The organism is Lelliottia sp. RD5 (assembly GCF_056032945.1).
Genome location: NZ_JBVYHQ010000003.1, coordinates 197,536 through 218,576, shown reverse-complemented (window position 1 = coordinate 218,576; position 21,041 = coordinate 197,536). Strand labels below are relative to the sequence as shown.

Sequence of the window (21,041 nt, the reverse complement as noted above, 5' to 3'; positions counted from 1 at the left end):
TCCGGGCAATCAAAAAGGGCGACCCGTGGGTCGCCCTTTTTATTTACTGCGCAATTACAGCAACTCTCGCGCCGCTGACACGATATCGTGAGCCGTCAGACCATACTCTTTTTGCAAGAAATCCTGCGTTCCGACCTGACCGTAACGCTCTTTTACGCCTACGCGCCGCATCGGTATCGGGCACGTTTCGACCAGCACTTCTGCGACCGCAGAACCCAACCCGTTGTGGATACTGTGGTTTTCGCACGTCACAATCCGACCCGTTTTTTCAGCGTAGTTTTTCACCAGCATTCGGTCGATAGGTTTAAGGGTGAACATATCGATGACTGCCGCGCTTACGCCCTCTTGTTCAAGCTGACGTGCAGCTTCTAACGCTTCCGCGACCATGATGCCGTTGGCGATAAGGGTAATGTCATCCCCCTCCCGCAATACGTTGCCTTTGCCGATGGTAAACGTTGAGCCCGGCGCGTAAACGCTTGGCGCTTGCTTGCGGATGGTGCGGACCCAGTAGAATCCTTTCAGATCGATAAGCTGACGCAGTACATCCTGAAACATGACGGCATCCGTCACTTCCAGCACCACGGAATGCGCCAGACCGCGCACAATGCCCATGTCCTCAAATGACATGTGCGTGCCGCCGTTATGACAGGCCGTAACGCCTGCATCCGACGCGATGACCTTGACGTTATTGCGTTGATAATCCAACGACATAAACAGCTGGTCAAAACAACGACGGCTGGCAAAGGCCGTAAAGGTATGCACAAACGGCTTACGCCCGGTGAGCGATAACCCCGCGGCTGTGCCAATCACGTTGGCTTCCATAATGCCGCAGTTGATGACGTGCTGTGGATAATCACGCGCCACGCCATCCATCGCCATTGAGCTCATCAGGTCCGCTTCAAGGGCAATAATCTCGCTGCCCGCTTCTATCTGACTCGCCACAAATCCGGCATACACTTTACGCATCTCAACAGCGTCTTTCTGTCCTGCGGGTGCAACCTTAATCATTTGCGGCCTCCAGTTGGCGAATCGTCTCGTTGAGTGTGGCTTTAACTTCGTCCGTCAGGCGTAAGTGGTGGGAGTTGCTTAGCTGCTCCAGATACGGCACGCCCTGCCCTTTAATACTGTCGAGGATGACCACGCGCGGCCTGGCCTGAGCATCAGGTACTGGCGTAACCACCTCGAGCAGGCCAGGAATGTCATCACCCTTAACCTTCACCACGTCAAAACCGAATGCTCGGAATTTCCCTTCCAGATCAAAGGCGCAAATGATCTCGTCCAGTTCACCATCGAGCTGTTGTTTATTCCAGTCGACGAACACGGTCAGGTTATTCAGACGATGATGGGCGATAAACTGGAACGCCTCCCAGCACTGGCCTTCGTTCAACTCGCCATCGCCCACAATGCAGAAAACGCGATTTGGTCGTCCCGCCAGCTTATGCGACAACGCCATGCCACCCGCAATGGAGATCCCCTGACCCAGGGAACCGGTCGTGGCATCTACACCACGCGTCTTGAGCCGATCCGGGTGGCTCGGCAAACGTGTGCCGTTATGATTAAGGGTGCTTAACTCTTCAACCGGGAAATAGCCTTTAATCGCCAGCGTGCTGTAAAGCGCCGGACCCGCGTGACCTTTCGACAGCACAAAGTAATCACGCTCGGGCCAGTCGGGATCCGCTGGATCAATTTTCATCACCGAACCGTAAAGCACGGCAAGAGTCTCGACCACTGACATACTGCCGCCATAATGCCCAAAACCCAGCTGCGTCAGCGATTTGAGCGTCGCCACGCGAATATCACGCGCCAGTCGGGTAACCTCATTCACATTCATGATTTCGCTCCAGTGTTTTCCTGCGCATTACCGCCAGCAGATTTTTGTTTAGCAAACACGTTGTAGGCCACCAGCAGTGCGAAGACCGCCACGACAAGGCCTGTGATCGCAAACGGTGAGAGATAGCGGGCGAGATTGCCCAACAGGATCCCGACGGCACCAAAGTCAGCGTCCGAGAATGTGGTGTTAGCAAACCCGATTGCACCGAGCACAGGCAACAGCAGGACCGGGAGGAACGTGATCAGCAGGCCGTTGGCAAAAGCACCTATCATTGCGCCACGACGCCCGCCCGTCGCATTACCAAATACACCCGCTGTCGCACCGGTGAAGAAGTGCGGAACAACGCCTGGCAGGATCAGCACCCAGTTCAACTGGCCGCAGATTAACAAGCCCACCAGCCCACCGAGGAAGCTAAACAGGAAACCAATCAGCACCGCGTTAGGGGCGTAGGGATAAACCACCGGACAGTCCAGCGCAGGGCGCGCATTCGGTACCAGTTTTTCCGAGAACCCGGTAAAGGCCGGAACGATTTCTGCCAAAATCAGACGCACACCCTGCAGGATGATGAATACGCCAGCGGCAAACGTAATGGCCATGATAATCGCGTAAACCAGGTAGTTTTGCCCGCCGCTGTACGTGCTTTCTACGTACTCACGTCCGGCACTCACCGCCATGATCAGGTAAATAATCATCATGGTCAGCGAGATTGAAATGGAGCTGTCGCGCAGGAAGCTCAGGTTTTTCGGCAGATTCATCTCTTCCGTTGAACGTGAACCTTTACCGCATTTGCTGCCGATCCAGCCAGAGAGCACGTATCCCAGGGTACCGAAGTGACCAAAGGCGATATCGTCGTTCCCGGTGATACGTTTCATGTAGCGCTGCGCAATCGCCGGGAAGAACGCCATCACCAGACCGAGAATCAACGAGCCGGTAAAGACCAGACCGACACCCTCAAACCCAGCGACCGTAAGGATCACACCGATCATACAGGCCATATAAAAAGTGTGATGGCCGGTGAGGAAGATGTATTTCAGGCGCGTAAAGCGGGCGACAATAATATTTGCCACCATACCAAAGGCCATGATCAGCGCGGTTGATGCGCCATATTTTTCCAGCGCGATGGAAACAATCGCTTCATTATTCGGAATAATCCCTTGAATATTAAAAGCGTGCTCAAACATACCGCCTAATGGATTTAATGATCCGACCAGCACGGTCGCACCACCGCCCAATACAATAAAGCCGAGAATGGTTTTAATCGTACCTTTAACAACATCAGAAAAAGGTTTTTTTTGCGCCACCAGCCCGATCAATGCAATTAAGCCAACCAGTACCGAAGGGACTTTTAAAATATCAACAACGAAATTCAGCGTTTCGAGGATAAACATATCCACCTCACTAAAGTTATTGTTTGTCGAACCAGGCGCGTAATTGCGCTTCGAGTTCATTAATGTCGATGATGTTGTTGATCACCACCAGCTGGCTTTCAGGCACGCTTGCGCTGGCGGCAATATCTTTCGCCATCACGAAAACGTCGGCAGCACCCGGTGTTGCAGAGGAGAGATCGGAGTGCTCTACTTCAGCTTCAATATTTAATTTTTTTAGCACTTTTTTGATATTCATTTCGACCATGAAACTGCTGCCCAGGCCGGAACCGCAAATCGCCATAATTTTCATTGTTATGCCTTTTTCGAGTAGAGTACATCCGCATCACGCGCAGGCGTAATGTGTTTAATTACTGGAATGCGTAATATCTAGAATCGTTCGATGACGGCGTTTATTTCCTCGCGTGTGTTTGCCCTGTGCAATTCAGCCAAATCATCATCACTGGAAAATAACTCAGCCAGTGCAGAGATCATTTCGATGTGACTATTTTTGTCAGGTGCAGCAAGCATGATGATAATATCAACCGGGTCGAATTCTCCGGCGCCAAATGAAACTCCCTGTTTAAGTTTTAATAATGAGAGACCCAGTCCTTTTGCCCCTTCTTCTGGCCGCGCATGCGGCATTGCTAGCCCTGGTGCCAGCACATAATACGGTCCTAACTTGTGATGTTGTTCAACGATCGCCGTAACGTATTCTGGAGCAATCACGTTCATATCCAGCAGTGGCTGGGCACATAATTCCAGTGCCTGTGGCCAGTTTTCAACCCGATCCTCAAGCATAATGGTGGCATCGTTTAACCATTTATTGAGCACCTTCTCCTCCTGCCCTTGCGCCTACAATGAGCAAACTTTATTCAACCCATGAATAGTTAGCTGCGATCAAGATCACAAAGATAGCGCTACCAATTTCTAACATTCAAAATTGTGATAGCGCTATCAAATTACAATCAGCGCGGTAAATCACAGTAAAAAAAGGGATTTAAGGCGTATACTCAATCAACGTGAAGCGAAGGATGAGAAGAAGATCGCGTCTGTCATCAGGAACGAGTATGTCTTTAACCCGAAAACGACGTAGTACCGGCAAAGTGACGATCTCTGACGTTGCACAGCTTGCCGGCGTAGGGACAATGACGGTTTCCCGCGCATTGCGCACGCCCGAACAGGTTTCCGATAAGCTAAGAGAAAAAATAGAAGCGGCGGTACATGAACTGGGCTATATGCCCAATCTTGCCGCCAGTGCGTTGGCGTCCGCGTCATCATGGACCATCGCAATGGTCGTTCCAAATCTTGCAGAAGATGGTTGTTCTGAGATGTTTGCCGGATTGCAACAAATCCTGCAACCCGCCGGATACCAGATTATCCTGGCTGAATCTCAACACCGCCCGGAGCAAGAAGAGAAATTACTGGAAACGCTGCTGGCATCGAATATCGCTGCCGCGATCTTACTCAGTGTTGAACATACTGACACTGTCCGTCACTGGCTGAAGAATGCGTCAATTCCAGTGATGGAAATGGGTGCGATGCGCGCCGATCCGCTTGATATGAACATCGGAATTGATAACGTTGCCGCGATGTACGAGATAACCGAGCTGGTCATTCAGCGGGGATATCAAAACATTGGTCTGCTGTGCGCCAATCAGGAGCAGTGGATTTTCCAGCAGCATCTGCAAGGCTGGTATAAAGCGATGTTACGCCACCACCTTTCGCCTAATAGAGTGATCAACGCGGCGCTGCCACCTAATTTCTCGACCGGCGCGTCGCAACTGCCGGAATTTTTACTCGCCTGGCCGGAACTGGATGCGCTGGTATGCGTTTCGGATGAGCTGGCGTGCGGAGTGCTGTATGAATGTCAGCGCAGACGCATCAAAGTGCCTGACGATCTGGCCGTTGTCGGGTTTGGCGACAGTGATGTGAGCCGCGTTTGTCAGCCACCCTTGACCACAATGGCAGTACCCCATCGTAAGATTGGTGTTGAAGCAGGACGGGCTTTGCTGGAACGGATGAACGGTGGCGACTGGCGCGATCAGAAACCGATCGCTTCCAGTCTGTGTCTGCGGGAAAGTTGCTAAGGCTTATTCAGCCTGTTCTTGCTTTTCGGGTTTAGCGGATTCATTTTTAGCATTACGGCTCATCCACAGAGCCAGCGCTTTAAGTGAGTCCGGCGTAAACTCGTCGCAGCGCGCGGTAATCTCTTCTGGCGTCATCCAGCTCACTTCGCTCACTTCTTCTTCCTGAAGGGCGAAGGGTCCGTGGGACACGCAGCTAAACAGGCCTCCCCAGACGCGGCAGTGTTGATCTTCAAAATAGAACTGACCGTGCTCGGCAAACGGCACGCCCGCGATGCCTAACTCTTCTTCTGCTTCGCGGCGAGCAGAGTCCAACAGAATTTCATCTGCCTGTACGACACCCCCAGCGGTGGCATCCAGCATACCCGGAAGAAAATCTTTTGTTTCAGTACGTCGCTGTACCAGGATCTTGCCCATTCCGTCGTGAACAACGATGTAAGTTGCGCGATGACGCAGACGCTCTGCGCGCATTTGCTCGCGGCTCGCCTGGGCGATCACTTCATTGTCTTCGCTGACAATATCAACCCATTCTGTACTTGCCAAATGACTCTGCTCCACCATCGGGAACCCTTCTCGTTAAGCGCTCTTTTGGCGCGTTTACAGTTGAGGTGTAACTTACGTATTAATGCTGACCTGCGCAATAACTTGCTGATCATTAAGTGCGATAACGCGTAATTGATTATCGTCCAGAACACCGTAGCTGGGAACATGCCCGCCTTTCGGAATACTGACTGAGCCGGGATTAAAATGCACAATATCCCCCCGCGTCTCCGCCACTGGAATATGAGTATGACCGTAAACCAGCACATCGCCAGTTGTCAGCGCGGGCAGATTATCCGGGCTAAAGAGATGGCCGTGGGTCAAAAATAAACGGCAATTATCCAGTAAAACCTGTTGCCAGGGTGCGGTTATCGGAAAATGCAGCAGTATCTGGTCCACTTCGCTGTCGCAATTTCCCCGAACCGCAATGATTTTATCTGCGTACTGATTAAGTTTTTCAGCTACCTGCGCAGGGGCATAACCTTCCGGCAAGGCGTTACGTGGGCCATGATTGAGCACGTCACCCAAAATAATGAGCCACTGTGCGCCGCTTTGTTCAAACAGTGACAACACGCGTTCGGTGGCGGGCAGCGAGCCGTGGATATCTGTTGCAAACATTAGTTTCATCAATCACTCCTGACGAAAAAACACGGCCCTATGATACCGCAGTCTGCTGTCTTAATCAGCCTGCGCGCTTAGCAGAAAGCGCGACATAACGCTGCACGGAAGCGCGTTGCCACTGGAATGCGGCATAATCTGCCAGCGCTTGCGGCACGTCATCACCGTTCAGGACAAGGCGATTGAGCATGAGGGCGAGATCGGCATCCGCAATACACCATTCACCAAACAAATTGGGATTGCCATGCTCGAGCAGCCTGGAGGCCGTATCGAACAGTTTACTGGCGCTCGCCGCGCCCGCTTGTGTCAGCGCAGGCTTTTTCACACCAGCAAAAATAACGTCGGTCGAACGCTCTTCACGAATCGGTCCCAAATCGCTGCGTAACCACGCCTGAATCTGCCGGGCGCGGGCGCGCTTTTGCAGGTCGTGCGGATAGATGCGCTCCCATTCTGGCGGTGCAAAACGCTCTTCCAGATACTCATCAATAGCGGAAGACTCGCTCAACTCAAAGTCATCAATTTCCAGAACAGGCACGCGACGCGTTTGCTTATAGCCCTGCCATTGCGGCGTGAGATGCTCACCCCGATCCAAATCTACGGCTTTAAGCGTGAAAGTCAGCCCCTTCTCCGCCAGCGCAACATACACACTCATGACGTAAGGTGAGAAATAGTTAGCATCGGACCACAGGGTAATCGTAGGTTGACTCATAGCATCCTCATCGGCAGTTCGGTTTTCATCCAACATATCGCCTCCTGGCTTTCCTGTCACTTGATCAAAACTCACGATTTACCGCAAGCACCTATACTCGATTCTATTCGCTGAGTCATGTCACGACAGGAGTTGAAATGATAGACCTCTATTACGCCCCAACCCCAAACGGTCATAAAATCACGCTTTTTCTGGAAGAAACACAATTAGATTACCGTGTCATTAAAGTGGATATCAGCAAGGGGGATCAGTTCAGGCCCGACTTTCTGGCCATCTCCCCCAACAACAAAATTCCGGCCATTGTCGATAGCGAGCCGGCCGATGCCGGAAAGCCATTAAGCTTATTTGAATCTGGCGAGATCTTGCTTTATCTGGCTGAAAAATGCGGAAAACTATTGAGTGGTGAATTGCGTGAGCGCCACCACACGCTGCAATGGCTCTTCTGGCAGTCCAGCGGGCTGGGGCCAATGCTTGGGCAAAATCATCACTTTAATCATTTCGCCCCGCAGACCATTCCCTATGCCATCGAACGTTATCAGTTTGAAACTCAACGACTTTACACCGTGATGAACAAACGGCTGGAGACGTCGCCATGGCTGGGCGGAGACCATTACAGCATTGCTGATATCGCCTGCTGGCCGTGGATCAACGCGCATGAGCGTCAGCGAATAAATCTGACCAACTATCCTGCGGTAAACAACTGGTTCGAGCGAATCCGTCACCGCCCGGCAACCGAACGTGCCATGCAGAAAATGCAGCAAATATAAGCGCGTGGCGGAATGTGCGCGGCGTATTTCCTCATGTATCATGAGGCAAATAATGAACGGAGGAAGCCTGCAATGTCACAGCACGACGCGATTATTCGTATAAAAAATTTACGCCTGCGCACGTTTATTGGGATCAAAGCCGAAGAGATGGAGAATCGACAGGATATCCTCATCAATGTGGTTATCCATTATCCGGCTGATAAAGCGCGCGCCAGTGAGGATATCAACGATGCGCTGAACTATCGCACCGTTACCAAAAACATCATTAAATATGTTGAAAATAACCGTTTCTCGTTGCTGGAAAAATTAACTCAGGATGTGCTCGATATCGCACGCGAACATCATTGGGTCACTTATGCTGAGGTAGAGATCGATAAACTTCACGCGCTACGCTATGCCGACTCCGTCTCGATGACGTTGAGCTGGCGAGGCTAAGCGCAAGCCAGGAGGTTGCATGAAGATTCTGATGACAGGCGGTACTGGCCTGATTGGTCGCCATCTTATTCCACGTTTGCAAGCGCTGAAACATGACGTCACCGTCGTCACGCGCAGCCCGGATAAAGCGCGCCAGGTGCTCGGCAATGATGTTGGCATCTGGAAAGGGCTGGCTGAGCATCAGAATCTCGACGGCTTTGATGCTGTCATCAATCTCGCCGGTGAACCCATTGCCGATAAGCGCTGGACGGAGCAGCAAAAACAGCGTTTGTGCGATAGCCGCTGGAACATCACGCAAAAACTGGTCGATCTTTTTCATGCCAGTGAAACGCCGCCATCGGTATTCATCTCTGGATCGGCGGCGGGTTACTACGGCGATCTCGGCGAAGTCGTTGTCACCGAAGAAGAGCCTCCGCATAACGAGTTCACCCACAAACTGTGCGCCCGCTGGGAGCAGATTGCCTGCGGCGCGCAAAGCGACCGCACCCGCGTTTGCCTGTTGCGCACCGGCGTCGTACTCGCCCCCAAAGGCGGGATACTGGCGAAAATGATGCCCGTCTTTAAGCTGGGACTGGGCGGCCCCATTGGCAGCGGACGTCAGTATCTGGCGTGGATTCATGTGGACGATATGATCAATGCGATTATTTGGCTGCTGGATAACGATCTGCGCGGCCCGTTCAATATGGTGTCGCCGTATCCGGTTCGCAATGAACAATTTGCGCATGCGCTCGGTCATGCGCTAAAACGTCCTGCTATTCTGCGCGCCCCGGCAACCGCCGTTCGCCTGCTGATGGGTGAATCGTCGGTGCTCGTGCTTGGTGGGCAGCGTGCGCTGCCAAAACGATTAGAAGCGACAGGATTTGCGTTTCGCTGGTATGACCTAGAAGAAGCCCTGGGAGATGTGGTGGGTTAAATTTGCCGCGTTACGTATGGTAAAGTCAGCATTCAGACTCACTGCGATGGCGTAACGATGGCAACAATCACCACTCCCCGACTCCTTCTCACTCCTTTTGAACCCTCCGACTGGGCGTTTTTTCGTTCGCTGCGTGAAGACCGCGACATCATGCGGTTTATGGCCAGCATCGTTTCAGAAAAAGAGACCCGTCGCGTTTTTGCCGCCCGCCTGACGGCGCAGCATACCTTTGTCATGCGCGCTCATGACGATGACACCCCGCTGGGTGACATTGGCCTGCAAGTGAGCACCCAGTTCCGCGAAGAGGCAGACATCGGTTACACCGTAATTCCGCAAGCGCAGGGCAGAGGTATTGCCAGCGAAGCGCTACGCGCGGTGTGCGATTACGCGTTTAACCTGGGCGTTAAAGCGGTGAATGCGTATGTGCTGGCGGACAATGTCGGTTCAGTGCGGGTGCTTGAGAAAACCGGATTTGTGCGTACGCAGGTGCTGGAAAAAGCCTACGAGATTGACGGCGTGAAGTTTGACGACTGGGTGTATCGGCTGGAAATGCGTGCGGTTTGATGCCCTCTCCCAGCGGGAGAGGGGGAACGATAACTACTTGAGTGACCCTTTCAAAAACTGCTGCAAGCGCGGGCTTTTCGGATTCGCTAAAACGTCATCCGGATGTCCTTGCTCTTCGATTTTGCCCTGATGCAGGAAGATGACGTGGTTAGATACGTTACGGGCAAAGCCCATTTCGTGCGTCACCACCACCATCGTTTTTCCCTCTTCGGCGAGCTGTTGCATGATGCGCAGCACTTCTCCCACCAGCTCCGGGTCCAGCGCCGACGTCGGTTCATCAAACAGCAGCACTTCGGGCTCCATCGCCAGAGCACGCGCAATCGAAACGCGCTGTTGCTGACCGCCCGACAGATGCACCGGATATTTAATCTGCTGGCGCTCGTCAATGCCCACTTTCGCCAGATATTTTTCTGCGCGGGTGCGTGCCTCTTGCTTGCTCAGACCTAATACCTGAATCGGCGCTTCCATCACGTTCTCCAGCACCGTCATATGGCTCCAGAGATTGAAGTGCTGGAATACCATCGTCAGACGGGTACGCAGCAAACGCAGCTGATGTTTATCCGCCACTTTCAGCTGTCCGTCTTTATCGCGCACCAGATTAATTTGTTGCCCGCTGACAACAATAGAGCCTTCGCTCGGTTTTTCGAGGAAGTTAATGCAGCGCAGGAAAGTACTTTTCCCCGAACCGGATGACCCGATAATACTGATGACATCGCCCGCGTTTGCCTGCAACGACACCCCTTTCAGCACTTCATGTTCGCCGTAGCGCTTGTGCAAGTCGATAACGTTTAGTTTGTTCTCAGCCATCTTTATTCTCAGTGCGTCGAAGGTTTGACATGCTGCAGCCAGCGTTTTTCCGCTTTACGGAACAGGCTAATCAGAACGTACGAAATAATTAAGTACAGCACCGCAGCGATACCGAATGCGGTAAAGGGCTGATAGGTCGCCGAGTTAATATCACGGGCGATTTTCAGCAAATCCGGTACGGTGGCGGTAAACGCCAGCGCGGTGGAGTGCAGCATCAGGATCACTTCATTGCTGTAGGCCGGGAGCGCAATACGCAGCGCCGAGGGCAAAATAATGCAGCGATAGAGTTTCACCGATGAAAAGCCGTACGCCCGACCCGCTTCAATCTCACCGTAAGGCACCGAACGAATCGCCCCGGCGAAAATCTCGGTGGTATATGCACAGGTATTCAACGTGAGTGCCAGGACGGTACAGTTCAGCCCGCTGCGAAAGAACGCATTCAGCATCTCGGTGCCTTTCACGATCTCAAGCGTATACATCCCGGAATAGAACACCAGCAGTTGCACGTAAAGCGGCGTTCCGCGAAACACATAGGTGAACAGCCAGATCGGAAAGCGGATGTACTTATTGTTCGAGACGCGACCAATCGCTAAAAACACCGCCAAAATTCCGCCGACTACGACGGAGGAGATCAGCAGCCACAGGGTGATTGCCACGCCGGTGAAGCGATAGCCATCTGTCCACAGCAGCGATTTCCAGTATTCCTGAATAATCTCAATCACAGGTCAGCCCTCTTCACACCCACGGAATAGCGACGTTCGAGTAGAAGCAGCACGCCATTGGAGACGGTGGTAAACACCAGATAAATCAATCCGCATACGACAGCAAAATAGAACGGTTCCCACGTGCTTTTCCCGGCAAGCTGAGTGGCTTTGACCACATCTTCCAGACCAAGCAGTGACACCAGCGCCGTCGCTTTGAGGATAACCTGCCAGTTGTTGCCAATGCCCGGTAAGGCAAAACGCATCATGGCCGGGAACATAATTCGACGGAAGATTTGCGACGCGGTAAAGCCAAAAGCGGTCGCCGCTTCGATATGTCCTCTGGGGACGGCCATGTACGCGCCACGGAACGTTTCAGTGAAGTATGCGCCGTAGATAAAGCCCAGCGTGATGATACCGGCCACCATCGGGTCAATATCAATTTGCGACATCCCGATGGCATCCGTCAGGCTGTTAAGCGCAATTTGCAGGCCATAGAAAATCAACAGCATCAATACCAGATCGGGTACGCCGCGAATCAGTGTGGTATAGGCTTCAAAGACCAATGCCAGAATTCGATTGCTCGAAAGTTTCGCTCCCGCACCCACCAGGCCTATCAGCACCGCCAGCACCACAGAACTGAGGGCCAGTTCGAGGGTGACAAGCGCGCCTTGTAAAATAACGCCAGAAAATCCGTACAGCATAACGCCTGCCCTGTCGTGTCGTGAGTGGTCAAACCGTGTCTTTTCCCCTCCCGTAACGAGAGGGGCCGCACGTTATTCAACAGCGCAATTAGCCGCCGTATACATCAAAATCGAAGTATTTCTTTGCCAGCTTTTCGTACGTTCCGTCAGCGCGCATTTCTGCAAAGGCCTTATTCAGCGCTTCGCGCAATTCATTATCTTCTTTGCGCAGACCCATACCGGTGCCGACGCCAAAGAGTTTTTCGTCCTTAATGGACGGACCGCCAAACTTATAGTCTTTACCGACCGGCGTTTTCAGGAAACCTTCGCTGGCAGCGACTTCGTCCTGGAATGCGGCGTCGATACGACCCGCGGTCAGATCAGCGTAGATATTTTCCTGGCCCTGATAAGAGACGATTTCGATCCCTTTTGGCGCCCAGTGTTCATTGCCGTAGGTTTCCTGAGTTGTACCCTGCAACACGCCTACGCGTTTGCCTTTCAGGGACTCAAGTGTCGGCTGGATATCAGAGGCGTTTGCCACCACCAGACGAGAATCAGCCGCGTAGAGTTTATCCGTGAAGGCAATCTCCTGCTGGCGCTTTTCGGTGATAGACAGAGAAGACATGATCACGTCAATTTTTTTCGCTTTCAGCGAGGGGATCAGCGCATCCAGTGGGTTCTCAATGTAGGTACATTGCACTTTGATACGTTTGCACAGCTCATTTGCCAAATCGATATCAAAACCGACCAATTCACCTTTCGAATTCTTCGATTCAAACGGGGCATAAGTGGGATCTGTGCCGATACGAACTTTTTGCGGGAGGGCAGCGAACGCCGCGGTAGCGCTGGAAAACGCCAGCACCAGTGAAAGTGACAACACCAGTTTTTTCATATCTATCCTCAACAAACTGTCTATTACGGGATTTTACGACGAGGGGGTGTCGTTAATGTGCCATCAATCCCCCAGACATGGCAAAGTATAATGCCCGCTGTATGGAGTTTTTTGCATCATAAGTGCTTAACTATGCACCTGACGACCCAACATGGTGCGTTTTTTGCACCACATTGGGTCATTCACACCCGAGGCGCACCATGGCAGGGAATCGCCATGGCACCCTTTCCCGTTATTGACGATTAATCGCCGTAAACGTTGAAGTCGAAGTATTTTTTAGCCAGTTTGTCGTAGGTACCGTCTTTACGCATTTCGTTAAAGGCTTTATCGAATGCGGCTTTCAGCTCGGCATCGTCTTTACGTAAGCCAATCCCGGTGCCGTCGCCAAAGTATTTTTTATCTTTAACCGACGGGCCAGCAAACGCAAAATCTTTACCTGCAGGCTGTTTCAGGAAGCCTTCGCTCGCCGCCACTTCGTCCTGGAATGCCGCATCCAGACGACCCGCCGCCAGATCGGAATAGATCAGATCCTGGTTCTGGTAAGCCACGACATCGACACCTTTTTCGCGCCAGTCAGCGTTAGCATACCCTTCCTGCGTGGAGCCTTGCAGCACGCCCACATGCTTGCCTTTCAGCGATTCAATGGTTGGCTGAATTGGGGAACCTTTAGCAGCAATCAGACGGGAATCCGCAGCGTACAGCTTCTCGGAGAACGCAATTTCCTGCTGACGTTTTTCGGTGATAGAGAGTGAGGAGATAATCGCATCAATTTTTTTGGCTTTCAGCGACGGGATCAGCGCGTCAAAATCACTGCCCACCCATGTGCATTTAACCTGCATACGCTTGCACATCTCATTGCCCAGATCGATATCAAAGCCTACAAAATCACCTTTGGCATCTTTCGACGAGAATGGCGCGTAGGTTGCGTCGGTACCGATACGAACTGTCTGTGGAAGTGCTGCATAGCTGCTTGCCGCCGCACTTAACCCCACCAGCAAAGACAGAGCCAGAACCGTCTTCTTCATACATTTACCCTCAAGTGTCGTGATTTTATTATGTATTGTGTTGTGTGTTGTATTGCAGGCGATCCTTGCAGGTCTTATGCCACATTGCCGTCGGGTGAAAAAATCGACGTTAAATATGTTAATAAAACGTTGCGATAATGCCTTAATGGTGAAAGATAGCAGGTCTACCGAACGAACCGCAGAGGGAAAAGGGGAAAAAACGAATTAAATGTTGAGGATATGATCGCGGTTGCATATTTGCCCCGAAACAGGGCAAATCCATTTTTCATGCACCGACGTTGTGCGAGGGATCAAGCGCCCTGCCAGCGGGTAAAGAGATCTTCTGGCAGGTCGATATCAAACTGATCGAGTACGCGGTTGACGGTCTGATTAATCACATCATCCAGCGATTGAGGCCGATGATAAAACGCCGGAACGGGAGGCATAATCACCGCACCCAGTTCGGCGGCCTGCGTCATCAAACGCAAATGCCCCAGATGCAACGGGGTTTCACGCACGCAGAGCACCAGGGGACGCCGCTCTTTAAGCACCACATCCGCCGCGCGCGTCACCAGCGTGTCAGTATAGCTGTTCACAATCCCAGAAAGGGTTTTGATTGAGCACGGCAAGATAACCATGCCAGCCGTTTTATATGAGCCGGAAGAGATGCTGGCGGCGATATCGCGGGCATCGTGCACCACGTTTGCCAGAGCCTGAACATCGCGCAGGGAAAAATCGGTTTCGAGCGTCAACGTCTGGCGCGCAGCCTGGCTCATCACCAGATGGGTTTCGACCTCTGGCACGTCGCGCAGCACTTGCAGTAAGCGTACGCCATAAATTGCGCCACTGGCACCTGAGATCCCTACGATGAGTCGTTTCATAATTTCGCCCTTTCTTGTATCAGGGCAGACTTTGCAGGATTTTGCGGGGAGTTGCAAGTGAGGGCCAGCGCCCTCACTCGCGAAGGGATTAGCCTTCGTTGTGCATCTCTAAACTTTCGAGATCGTTTTGCATCTGAACGGCTTTAACGTCGTCATTGCGCAGCGAATCCAGATAATCAAGATATTGCTGATCAACATCTTTAGTCACGTAAATGCCGTTAAACACGGAGCATTCAAACTGCTGAATATCCGGGTTCTCAGCACGAACCGCGTCGATTAAGTCATCCAGATCCTGGAAAATCAAACCGTCGGCACCGATTATCTGACGAATTTCGTCGACTTCACGACCGTGCGCAATCAGTTCGTTCGCCGTTGGCATATCGATACCGTACACATTCGGGAAGCGAATTTCAGGGGCGGCAGAGGCCAGGTAGACTTTCTTCGCACCGGCTTCACGCGCCATCTCAATGATCTGCTCAGAAGTCGTGCCACGCACGATGGAGTCATCCACCAGCAAAACGTTCTTATCACGGAACTCAGCGCGGTTGGCGTTCAGCTTACGGCGCACTGATTTACGGCGCAGCTGTTGACCCGGCATGATAAAGGTACGGCCAACGTAGCGGTTTTTCACAAAGCCCTGGCGGTACGGTTTACCCAGAATGCGCGCCATTTCCAGCGCAATATCACAGGAGGTTTCGGGAATCGGAATGACCACGTCGATATCCAGATCGTCCCACTCACGGGCAATTTTTTCACCGAGTTTGGTTCCCATGTTAACGCGTGCGCTGTACACGGAAATTTTATCAATGAAGGAGTCTGGACGTGCGAAGTAAACGTATTCAAACAGGCACGGATTGCTAACCGGGTTTTCCGCACACTGACGGGTAAACAGCTGGCCTTTTTCGGTAACGTACACCGCTTCACCCGGCGCAACGTCGCGCAGGAATTCGAAGCCCAGCGTGTCTAACGCCACACTCTCGGAGGCAACCATGTATTCGGTTCGGCCATCACCCAGATCGCGTTTACCCAGCACCAGCGGACGAATACCGTTCGGGTCGCGGAAGGCCACCATACCGTGGCCGATAATCATCGCGACGCAGGCATAAGCGCCCCGAATCAGGCGATTTGTCGCGGCAATCGCGGCAAAAATGTTGTCTGCTTCCAGCGGATAATGGCGGAAGTTATCCAGCTCACTGGCAAAGATATTGAGCAGGATTTCTGAATCAGAAGTGGTGTTAATGTGGCGACGTTTCTCTTCGAAGAGCTTTTTACGTAGCTCATGCGCATTGGTCAGATTGCCATTGTGGGCAAGCGTAATACCGTACGGTGAGTTCACATAAAAAGGCTGAGCTTCAGAAGCGCTGGAACTGCCAGCAGTAGGATAACGAACGTGACCAACACCCATGTTGCCTTGCAGGCGCTGCATATGGCGGGCTTCAAACACATCGTTGACCAGGCCATTCGCTTTGCGTAAACGGAAGCAGTTGTTTGCATCAATCGTGATGATACCCGCTGCATCCTGACCACGGTGCTGAAGCACCGATAACGCGTCATAGATAGACTGGTTTACCGGCATGAAACCGGCGATACCGACAATACCGCACATTCGTCTTTTCCTCGTTAAGAGCGTGGTTTAGTAGGCGTCATTGTCGCAGGCAGTTTGAGTGCAGACAGCGCCCAACAACTGGAGCGAACACGTACCCTAATAAACCAAACTCTAAGCCACATCTCAGGGTTAGACCCTGGGCAAGAAACTCGACGAGCTTTGCAGATAGTCAAAGAACCATCTGATGATGAAGCTGAACTGTGGTATCAACTGCGATTTCTGCCAGTCTTCACCTTTTGAAACCCCGGTAAAGGTATCAAGGAAGAACAGTATCGCGGCCACAATCAATACGCCTCGCAACGCACCAAAACAGATCCCCAACACCCTGTCTGTTCCTGACAGACCGGTTTTCTCGACCAGCTGACCTATCACGTAATTGACGATAGCGCCGACGAGTAGAGTCGCAACAAACAGCACCGCGATGGCGATCCCATTTCGGACCAGTTCATCTTCAAAGCCCGTGAACCAAACGGACAGGTACGTGTAGTAATGACTGGCAACAAAGAAAGCACAACCCCATGTCACCAGCGATAACGCTTCACGAACAAAGCCACGGATCAGGCTAACCAGACAGGAAAAACCAATCACCGCAATGATGGCGTAATCAATCCAGACCATATATGTCCCACGATTAAACGCCCTGTCATCCAGTTCGGGGCGAATTCTAACAGAAAAAGAAAACGTTTGCGTAGGGATTTCCTTCCCCCGCGTAAATAAAAAAGGCGCTGAAAAAATGTTCAACGCCGAGGGCTTCTTACGTCTCTTCGGACGGATGCCTGGACCTTCTCCTCTCACCGTCCCCCTCTCCTTAAAGGGAAAATGGGACGGTTTTCCCCCGCTCTTTTTAGAGAAAGGGCCGGGATAAGGTCAATCAGTTTGCACTGTAATTCATCACCACGCCGCTCAAACCGGAAATCTGCTTCAGCTCGCCAAGCGACCCTTTCAGTTTATCTTTCGAGGCATCCGGGCCGACGAGAATGCGGGTAATTTTACCCTGCACTGGCGTCGAAGGTGAAGTGTAAACACGATATCCCGCACCGCGTAATTTACCGACGACTTCATTGACTTTATCGGCATTTTTTAACGCGCCCAACTGCACAACGTAGGCTTTTCCGGTTGGTGCAGGTTTTTCTTCCTGGGCCGGTTTTTCCGGAGGCACTTCCGTCGCAGCAGCAATTTGCTCGCTGGCTTTATCTCGCTGCGGTTTCGGTTGAGGTTTTTCGACAGGTTTTGCTTTCTCGACAGGCTTCGGTTGCACCACCGGCTCTGCGACAGGATCCAGCTCGTTACTGCCGTTGCCGGTTAAGCGAGTGCCATCCAGCGATGGCGCAGCCGCGTCTCCGGCGCGCACTTCTTCCGCGGCACCTTCAGGCGGCTGTGCCGGCAGCGCCTGCGTTGCCGCAGGTAACATGTCAGGTTCATCACGATCGCCTGGTTTTGGCACCAGTGGGATTGCCGCAAATTCATCCTGATAATGTTTTTTTTGCCCATCCAACAGGCCAGGAAGAATAATCACTCCCAGCGCCACCAACACAATGGTTCCTGTTAAACGGTTCTGAAACTTACTCGCCACTGGTTCTCCCCGCGTCCATCACTTCCATGACATGTGCAACGGTATGGAATGACCCACATACCAGCACGGTATCTTCAGGTTTAGCATCAGCCATCGCCGCATGCCACGCCTGTGCCACGCTATCAAAGGCGGTTCCTGCGCTAATATGTTCCATCAGCTGTTCAGCAGTCGCACCGCGTGGCCCTTCCAGTGGAGCACAATACCAGCAATCGACAACACTCTCCATGCAGGCCAGCGTGCCGCCAATATCTTTATCATGAAGCATACCGATAACCGCCAGAACGCGCCCGTTTTTTGGCAATGATTTCAGGCGTTCTGCGAGATAGCCAGCAGCGTGTGGGTTGTGCGCAACGTCCAGAATCAAACGCGGCGATTCACTCACTATCTGGAAACGTCCCGGAAGCATGGCGTTTTGGATGCCGTCGCGGATTGCCTGCTCGCTGACGTTCAAACCGCTTGCGCGTATCGCTGCGAGCGCGGTGGCGGCATTGGGCTGAGGAACATGCGGGAGCGGAAGATGCTCAAGCACACCCTGCGCATCACTAAAGCGCCAGTCGTTTTCCGTCACGTCATACTGCCAGTCTACGCCCAGACGCAGCAGGACAGAGCCCTTTTCCTGCGCCACATCGGCAATGGTATGCGGCATATCAGGCTCGCCTACGACAGCCGGTTTATTCGCCCGGAAAATGCCCGCTTTCTCACGACCAATACTTTCGCGGTCCGGTCCCAGCCAGTCGATATGATCCAGTGCGATGCTGGTGACCACCGAAACATCGGCATCAACCATATTGGTGGCATCAAGACGCCCGCCGAGACCGACTTCCAGGATCACTACGTCCAGCTTCGCCTGCTTAAAGAGCCACAGCGCCGAGAGCGTGCCGTACTCGAAATAAGATAATGAAATCTCACCACGCGCCGCTTCGATTTCGGCAAAAGAGGCGGTATGCGCAGACTCTGGCAGCTCGGTATTTTGAATGCGAACGCGCTCTGTGTAGCGTACCAGGTGCGGAGAGCTGTACACGCCGACCTTATACCCTGCCGCCATCAGCATTGACTCCAGCGTACGGCAGGTGGTGCCCTTGCCGTTGGTGCCGGCGACGGTGAAAACGAACGGCGCGGGTTTCAACACATTAAGGCGAGCCGCTACCTGGCTGACGCGCTCAAGCCCCATATCGATGGTTTTACTGTGCAGGTTTTCCAGATAAGAAAGCCACGTGACCAGGGGTGACGTGGCTTGGGGAATGCTGTTGTTTTCCATGATACGCACTTTTCAGTTACGGTGAGAAAGCAAAAGGGCAGCGCCGTTTGGCCCTGCCCTTTCGAGTTATCAGGCTTCGGGTTCCTGATCCGGTACAACGACGCTTTCGCGTGGTTCATCCGGGCTCGGCGCGGGCAGATTCATCAGCTTCGCCAGGATACTTGCCAGTTTCAGGCGCATTTCCGGACGGCGAACGATCATATCGATGGCGCCTTTTTGGATGAGGAATTCGCTGCGCTGGAAGCCAGGCGGCAATTTCTCACGCACGGTTTGCTCGATAACACGCGGCCCCGCAAAGCCAATCAGGGCTTTCGGTTCAGCGATGTTCAGATCGCCAAGCATGGCGAAGCTCGCCGACACGCCGCCCATGGTCGGGTCAGTCAGTACGGAGATATACGGCAGACCACGTTCCTGCATTTTGCCCAGTGCCGCAGAGGTTTTCGCCATCTGCATCAGGGACATCAGCGCTTCCTGCATACGTGCGCCACCCGAGGCGGAGAAGCAGATCAGAGGACAGTTGTCTTCCAGTGCCTGCTCAACGGCGCGGATGAAACGCGCGCCCACGACAGAACCCATCGAGCCACCCATAAAGGAGAACTCAAAGGCTGCAGCGACAACCGGCATCTCGTGCAGAGTGCCTTTCATCACCACCAGCGCATCTTTCTCGCCGGTCTCTTTTTGCGCAGAAGCGATGCGATCTTTGTATTTCTTGGAGTCACGGAACTTCAGCAGATCTTTCGGCTCAAGTTCACTGCCCAGCTCTACCATCGAGCCTTCATCCAGCAAGCTATGCAGGCGATTGCGCGCCGACATACGCATGTGATGGTCACACTTCGGGCAAACCTCAAGATTGCGTTCCAGCTCAGCGCGGTACAGAACCTGGCCGCAGCTATCACACTTGGTCCACACCCCTTCAGGAATACTCGCCTTACGGGTTGGGGCTATGTTGCTTTTAATTCGTTCAATCCAGCTCATTGATAACCTTTCTGCCTGAACCTGGTCGTATGCCAGTTTTGCTGTAAGCGGCGCATAATGCCATTTTTGCCACAAACAGACCATGAATGTTGCACATTAAAACATAACAGCCCGAAACTTTGGATAAAAAAGTGGTCGAACCGCAAATGCGTACTTACTTCGCTTGCTTTGCTGCTGCTCGTTTGTGTCGAATGATTTCGACCACACCCGGCAGAACCGAGAGCACAATGATAGCAACAATCAATAACTTAAGATTTTCCTGCACGATCGGCAGATCGCCAAAGATGTAGCCTGCATAGGTAAACAGCAGAACCCACAGCAGCGCGCCGATGACGTTATACGCCGCAAAATGACGATAGGACATGTGCCCCATTCCCGCAACAAACGGCGCAAACGTTCTAACGATTGGCACAAAACGCGCCAGGATAATGGTCTTCCCCCCGTGACGTGCATAGAACGCGTGCGTTTTGTCTAAATAACTGCGACGGAAGATCTTTGAGTCTGGATTGCTGAACAGTTTTTCACCAAACAGCCGTCCAATAGTGTAATTCACCGCATCGCCAACAATCGCCGCAACAATCATGAGCATCACCATCAGGTGCACATTCAGATCGTTGGTCGGAAGCGCTGAAAGCGCACCCGCGACGAACAGCAGGGAATCCCCCGGCAAAAACGGTGTCACGACCAGGCCGGTTTCACAGAACAAAATCAGGAACAGAATGGCATACACCCAGACGCCGTATTGCGCGACCAGCTCCGCCAAATGCACATCAATATGCAGGATGAAATCGATAATAAAATGTATTACGTCCATATTGGTTAAGCCTTAATTG

The 21,041-nt window shown here is 52.5% G+C and carries 25 protein-coding genes; 5 read left to right on the top strand and 20 right to left on the bottom strand.

Features of this window, described 5'->3' with window-relative positions; all coding sequences use genetic code 11:
* Positions 1-54: 54 nt before the first annotated feature.
* From AC0LWE_RS12040 to AC0LWE_RS12020, 5 genes are all read right to left on the bottom strand, one after another.
* Entirely contained in the window at positions 55-1,008 is a 954-nt protein-coding gene (locus tag AC0LWE_RS12040; protein WP_219347529.1) for a transketolase family protein, read from the bottom strand.
* Positions 1,001-1,831 (bottom strand): transketolase, encoded by an 831-nt coding sequence (locus AC0LWE_RS12035; protein WP_202667447.1) that lies wholly within the window; start codon positions 1,829-1,831, stop codon positions 1,001-1,003. The genes AC0LWE_RS12040 and AC0LWE_RS12035 overlap by 8 nt, the downstream gene beginning before the upstream one ends.
* A complete protein-coding gene (locus AC0LWE_RS12030) occupies positions 1,828-3,219 on the bottom strand; it encodes a PTS ascorbate transporter subunit IIC (RefSeq protein WP_059179329.1) in 1,392 nt (463 codons plus the stop codon). Before AC0LWE_RS12030 ends, AC0LWE_RS12035 begins: the two co-directional genes overlap by 4 nt.
* 16 nt (positions 3,220-3,235) lie before the next feature.
* Positions 3,236-3,508, bottom strand: coding sequence for a PTS sugar transporter subunit IIB (locus tag AC0LWE_RS12025; RefSeq protein WP_015959843.1), 273 nt, complete (start codon positions 3,506-3,508; stop codon positions 3,236-3,238).
* Between the two features lie 77 nt (positions 3,509-3,585).
* Complete coding sequence (locus AC0LWE_RS12020) at positions 3,586-4,029, bottom strand: PTS sugar transporter subunit IIA (RefSeq protein ID WP_059179330.1); 444 nt, start codon at positions 4,027-4,029, stop codon at positions 3,586-3,588.
* A gap of 236 nt (positions 4,030-4,265) precedes the next feature.
* On the opposite strand from AC0LWE_RS12020, the gene AC0LWE_RS12015 reads away from it, so the two are divergent.
* Entirely contained in the window at positions 4,266-5,285 is a 1,020-nt protein-coding gene (locus AC0LWE_RS12015) for a LacI family DNA-binding transcriptional regulator (RefSeq protein WP_015959845.1), read from the top strand.
* Positions 5,286-5,288: 3 nt separating this feature from the next.
* On the opposite strand, the gene yfcD is transcribed toward AC0LWE_RS12015, so the two are convergent.
* From yfcD to yfcF, 3 genes are read right to left on the bottom strand one after another with little or no spacing between them, the layout of a single operon-like run.
* Complete coding sequence (gene yfcD, locus AC0LWE_RS12010) at positions 5,289-5,843, bottom strand: NUDIX hydrolase YfcD (RefSeq protein ID WP_059179331.1); 555 nt, start codon at positions 5,841-5,843, stop codon at positions 5,289-5,291.
* A 54-nt stretch (positions 5,844-5,897) separates the two neighbouring features.
* A complete protein-coding gene (gene yfcE, locus AC0LWE_RS12005) occupies positions 5,898-6,449 on the bottom strand; it encodes a phosphodiesterase (RefSeq protein ID WP_219347527.1) in 552 nt (183 codons plus the stop codon).
* Positions 6,450-6,504: 55 nt separating this feature from the next.
* Positions 6,505-7,149 (bottom strand): glutathione transferase, encoded by a 645-nt coding sequence (yfcF, locus tag AC0LWE_RS12000; RefSeq protein ID WP_059179499.1) that lies wholly within the window; start codon positions 7,147-7,149, stop codon positions 6,505-6,507.
* Between the two features lie 137 nt (positions 7,150-7,286).
* Between yfcF and yfcG the strand changes: the two genes are divergently transcribed.
* The 4 genes from yfcG to AC0LWE_RS11980 all read left to right on the top strand — a co-directional run bounded on the left by yfcG (position 7,287) and on the right by AC0LWE_RS11980 (position 9,828).
* Positions 7,287-7,916: a GSH-dependent disulfide bond oxidoreductase gene (gene yfcG / locus AC0LWE_RS11995; protein ID WP_202667445.1), complete on the top strand. Its 630-nt coding sequence runs from the start codon at positions 7,287-7,289 to the stop codon at positions 7,914-7,916.
* Between the two features lie 72 nt (positions 7,917-7,988).
* Positions 7,989-8,351 (top strand): dihydroneopterin triphosphate 2'-epimerase, encoded by a 363-nt coding sequence (folX, locus tag AC0LWE_RS11990; RefSeq protein ID WP_059179334.1) that lies wholly within the window; start codon positions 7,989-7,991, stop codon positions 8,349-8,351.
* A gap of 19 nt (positions 8,352-8,370) precedes the next feature.
* Positions 8,371-9,264, top strand: coding sequence for a TIGR01777 family oxidoreductase (locus AC0LWE_RS11985; RefSeq protein WP_202667444.1), 894 nt, complete (start codon positions 8,371-8,373; stop codon positions 9,262-9,264).
* A 57-nt stretch (positions 9,265-9,321) separates the two neighbouring features.
* Positions 9,322-9,828, top strand: coding sequence for a GNAT family N-acetyltransferase (locus tag AC0LWE_RS11980; RefSeq protein ID WP_202667443.1), 507 nt, complete (start codon positions 9,322-9,324; stop codon positions 9,826-9,828).
* Positions 9,829-9,861: 33 nt separating this feature from the next.
* Here the strand turns inward: AC0LWE_RS11980 and hisP are convergent, their stop codons facing one another.
* The 12 genes from hisP to AC0LWE_RS11920 all read right to left on the bottom strand — a co-directional run bounded on the left by hisP (position 9,862) and on the right by AC0LWE_RS11920 (position 21,022).
* Positions 9,862-10,635: a histidine ABC transporter ATP-binding protein HisP gene (hisP, locus tag AC0LWE_RS11975; protein ID WP_015959853.1), complete on the bottom strand. Its 774-nt coding sequence runs from the start codon at positions 10,633-10,635 to the stop codon at positions 9,862-9,864.
* Positions 10,636-10,643: 8 nt separating this feature from the next.
* Entirely contained in the window at positions 10,644-11,357 is a 714-nt protein-coding gene (locus AC0LWE_RS11970) for an ABC transporter permease (protein ID WP_131489097.1), read from the bottom strand.
* Positions 11,354-12,040 (bottom strand): histidine ABC transporter permease HisQ, encoded by a 687-nt coding sequence (locus AC0LWE_RS11965; protein ID WP_059179339.1) that lies wholly within the window; start codon positions 12,038-12,040, stop codon positions 11,354-11,356. Before AC0LWE_RS11965 ends, AC0LWE_RS11970 begins: the two co-directional genes overlap by 4 nt.
* An 88-nt stretch (positions 12,041-12,128) precedes the next feature.
* Positions 12,129-12,911 (bottom strand): histidine ABC transporter substrate-binding protein HisJ, encoded by a 783-nt coding sequence (hisJ, locus tag AC0LWE_RS11960; protein WP_059179340.1) that lies wholly within the window; start codon positions 12,909-12,911, stop codon positions 12,129-12,131.
* Positions 12,912-13,153: 242 nt separating this feature from the next.
* On the bottom strand, positions 13,154-13,936 hold the full coding sequence (argT, locus tag AC0LWE_RS11955) for a lysine/arginine/ornithine ABC transporter substrate-binding protein ArgT (RefSeq protein WP_219347526.1): 783 nt from the start codon (positions 13,934-13,936) through the stop codon (positions 13,154-13,156).
* 290 nt (positions 13,937-14,226) lie between these two features.
* The gene (locus AC0LWE_RS11950) at positions 14,227-14,796 is read right to left on the bottom strand and encodes a UbiX family flavin prenyltransferase (RefSeq protein WP_059179342.1); all 570 of its coding nucleotides are present in this window, start codon (positions 14,794-14,796) and stop codon (positions 14,227-14,229) included.
* Between the two features lie 88 nt (positions 14,797-14,884).
* The gene (gene purF / locus AC0LWE_RS11945) at positions 14,885-16,402 is read right to left on the bottom strand and encodes an amidophosphoribosyltransferase (RefSeq protein ID WP_059179343.1); all 1,518 of its coding nucleotides are present in this window, start codon (positions 16,400-16,402) and stop codon (positions 14,885-14,887) included.
* 129 nt (positions 16,403-16,531) lie between these two features.
* Positions 16,532-17,020 carry a colicin V production protein gene (gene cvpA, locus AC0LWE_RS11940; RefSeq protein ID WP_015959860.1) on the bottom strand — a complete coding sequence of 163 codons (489 nt, stop codon included), beginning with the start codon at positions 17,018-17,020 and terminating at the stop codon, positions 16,532-16,534.
* 253 nt (positions 17,021-17,273) lie between these two features.
* Positions 17,274-17,975 (bottom strand): cell division protein DedD, encoded by a 702-nt coding sequence (gene dedD / locus AC0LWE_RS11935; RefSeq protein WP_174343125.1) that lies wholly within the window; start codon positions 17,973-17,975, stop codon positions 17,274-17,276.
* Positions 17,965-19,233: a bifunctional tetrahydrofolate synthase/dihydrofolate synthase gene (gene folC, locus AC0LWE_RS11930; RefSeq protein WP_131489090.1), complete on the bottom strand. Its 1,269-nt coding sequence runs from the start codon at positions 19,231-19,233 to the stop codon at positions 17,965-17,967. Before folC ends, dedD begins: the two co-directional genes overlap by 11 nt.
* A 69-nt stretch (positions 19,234-19,302) precedes the next feature.
* Positions 19,303-20,208 carry an acetyl-CoA carboxylase, carboxyltransferase subunit beta gene (gene accD, locus AC0LWE_RS11925; RefSeq protein ID WP_059179500.1) on the bottom strand — a complete coding sequence of 302 codons (906 nt, stop codon included), beginning with the start codon at positions 20,206-20,208 and terminating at the stop codon, positions 19,303-19,305.
* 154 nt (positions 20,209-20,362) lie between these two features.
* Positions 20,363-21,022: a DedA family protein gene (locus AC0LWE_RS11920; protein ID WP_059179346.1), complete on the bottom strand. Its 660-nt coding sequence runs from the start codon at positions 21,020-21,022 to the stop codon at positions 20,363-20,365.
* Positions 21,023-21,041 lie beyond the last annotated feature (19 nt).

What these genes read in the sequence shown, in the direction of transcription:
- AC0LWE_RS11965 (WP_059179339.1), bottom strand. Translation starts at nt 12,040, where the DNA reads ATGCTGTACGGATTTTCTGGCGTTATTTTACAAGGCGCGCTTGTCACC.
- hisJ (WP_059179340.1), bottom strand. Translation starts at nt 12,911, where the DNA reads ATGAAAAAACTGGTGTTGTCACTTTCACTGGTGCTGGCGTTTTCCAGC.
- purF (WP_059179343.1), bottom strand. Translation starts at nt 16,402, where the DNA reads ATGTGCGGTATTGTCGGTATCGCCGGTTTCATGCCGGTAAACCAGTCT.
- cvpA (WP_015959860.1), bottom strand. Translation starts at nt 17,020, where the DNA reads ATGGTCTGGATTGATTACGCCATCATTGCGGTGATTGGTTTTTCCTGT.
- yfcG (WP_202667445.1), top strand. Translation starts at nt 7,287, where the DNA reads ATGATAGACCTCTATTACGCCCCAACCCCAAACGGTCATAAAATCACG.
- yfcD (WP_059179331.1), bottom strand. Translation starts at nt 5,843, where the DNA reads ATGGTGGAGCAGAGTCATTTGGCAAGTACAGAATGGGTTGATATTGTC.
- yfcF (WP_059179499.1), bottom strand. Translation starts at nt 7,149, where the DNA reads ATGAGTCAACCTACGATTACCCTGTGGTCCGATGCTAACTATTTCTCA.
- AC0LWE_RS11950 (WP_059179342.1), bottom strand. Translation starts at nt 14,796, where the DNA reads ATGAAACGACTCATCGTAGGGATCTCAGGTGCCAGTGGCGCAATTTAT.
- folC (WP_131489090.1), bottom strand. Translation starts at nt 19,233, where the DNA reads ATGGAAAACAACAGCATTCCCCAAGCCACGTCACCCCTGGTCACGTGG.
- hisP (WP_015959853.1), bottom strand. Translation starts at nt 10,635, where the DNA reads ATGGCTGAGAACAAACTAAACGTTATCGACTTGCACAAGCGCTACGGC.
- AC0LWE_RS12035 (WP_202667447.1), bottom strand. Translation starts at nt 1,831, where the DNA reads ATGAATGTGAATGAGGTTACCCGACTGGCGCGTGATATTCGCGTGGCG.
- argT (WP_219347526.1), bottom strand. Translation starts at nt 13,936, where the DNA reads ATGAAGAAGACGGTTCTGGCTCTGTCTTTGCTGGTGGGGTTAAGTGCG.
- AC0LWE_RS12015 (WP_015959845.1), top strand. Translation starts at nt 4,266, where the DNA reads ATGTCTTTAACCCGAAAACGACGTAGTACCGGCAAAGTGACGATCTCT.
- AC0LWE_RS11920 (WP_059179346.1), bottom strand. Translation starts at nt 21,022, where the DNA reads ATGGACGTAATACATTTTATTATCGATTTCATCCTGCATATTGATGTG.
- folX (WP_059179334.1), top strand. Translation starts at nt 7,989, where the DNA reads ATGTCACAGCACGACGCGATTATTCGTATAAAAAATTTACGCCTGCGC.
- AC0LWE_RS12040 (WP_219347529.1), bottom strand. Translation starts at nt 1,008, where the DNA reads ATGATTAAGGTTGCACCCGCAGGACAGAAAGACGCTGTTGAGATGCGT.
- yfcE (WP_219347527.1), bottom strand. Translation starts at nt 6,449, where the DNA reads ATGAAACTAATGTTTGCAACAGATATCCACGGCTCGCTGCCCGCCACC.
- AC0LWE_RS11985 (WP_202667444.1), top strand. Translation starts at nt 8,371, where the DNA reads ATGAAGATTCTGATGACAGGCGGTACTGGCCTGATTGGTCGCCATCTT.
- AC0LWE_RS12030 (WP_059179329.1), bottom strand. Translation starts at nt 3,219, where the DNA reads ATGTTTATCCTCGAAACGCTGAATTTCGTTGTTGATATTTTAAAAGTC.
- accD (WP_059179500.1), bottom strand. Translation starts at nt 20,208, where the DNA reads ATGAGCTGGATTGAACGAATTAAAAGCAACATAGCCCCAACCCGTAAG.
- AC0LWE_RS12025 (WP_015959843.1), bottom strand. Translation starts at nt 3,508, where the DNA reads ATGAAAATTATGGCGATTTGCGGTTCCGGCCTGGGCAGCAGTTTCATG.
- AC0LWE_RS11980 (WP_202667443.1), top strand. Translation starts at nt 9,322, where the DNA reads ATGGCAACAATCACCACTCCCCGACTCCTTCTCACTCCTTTTGAACCC.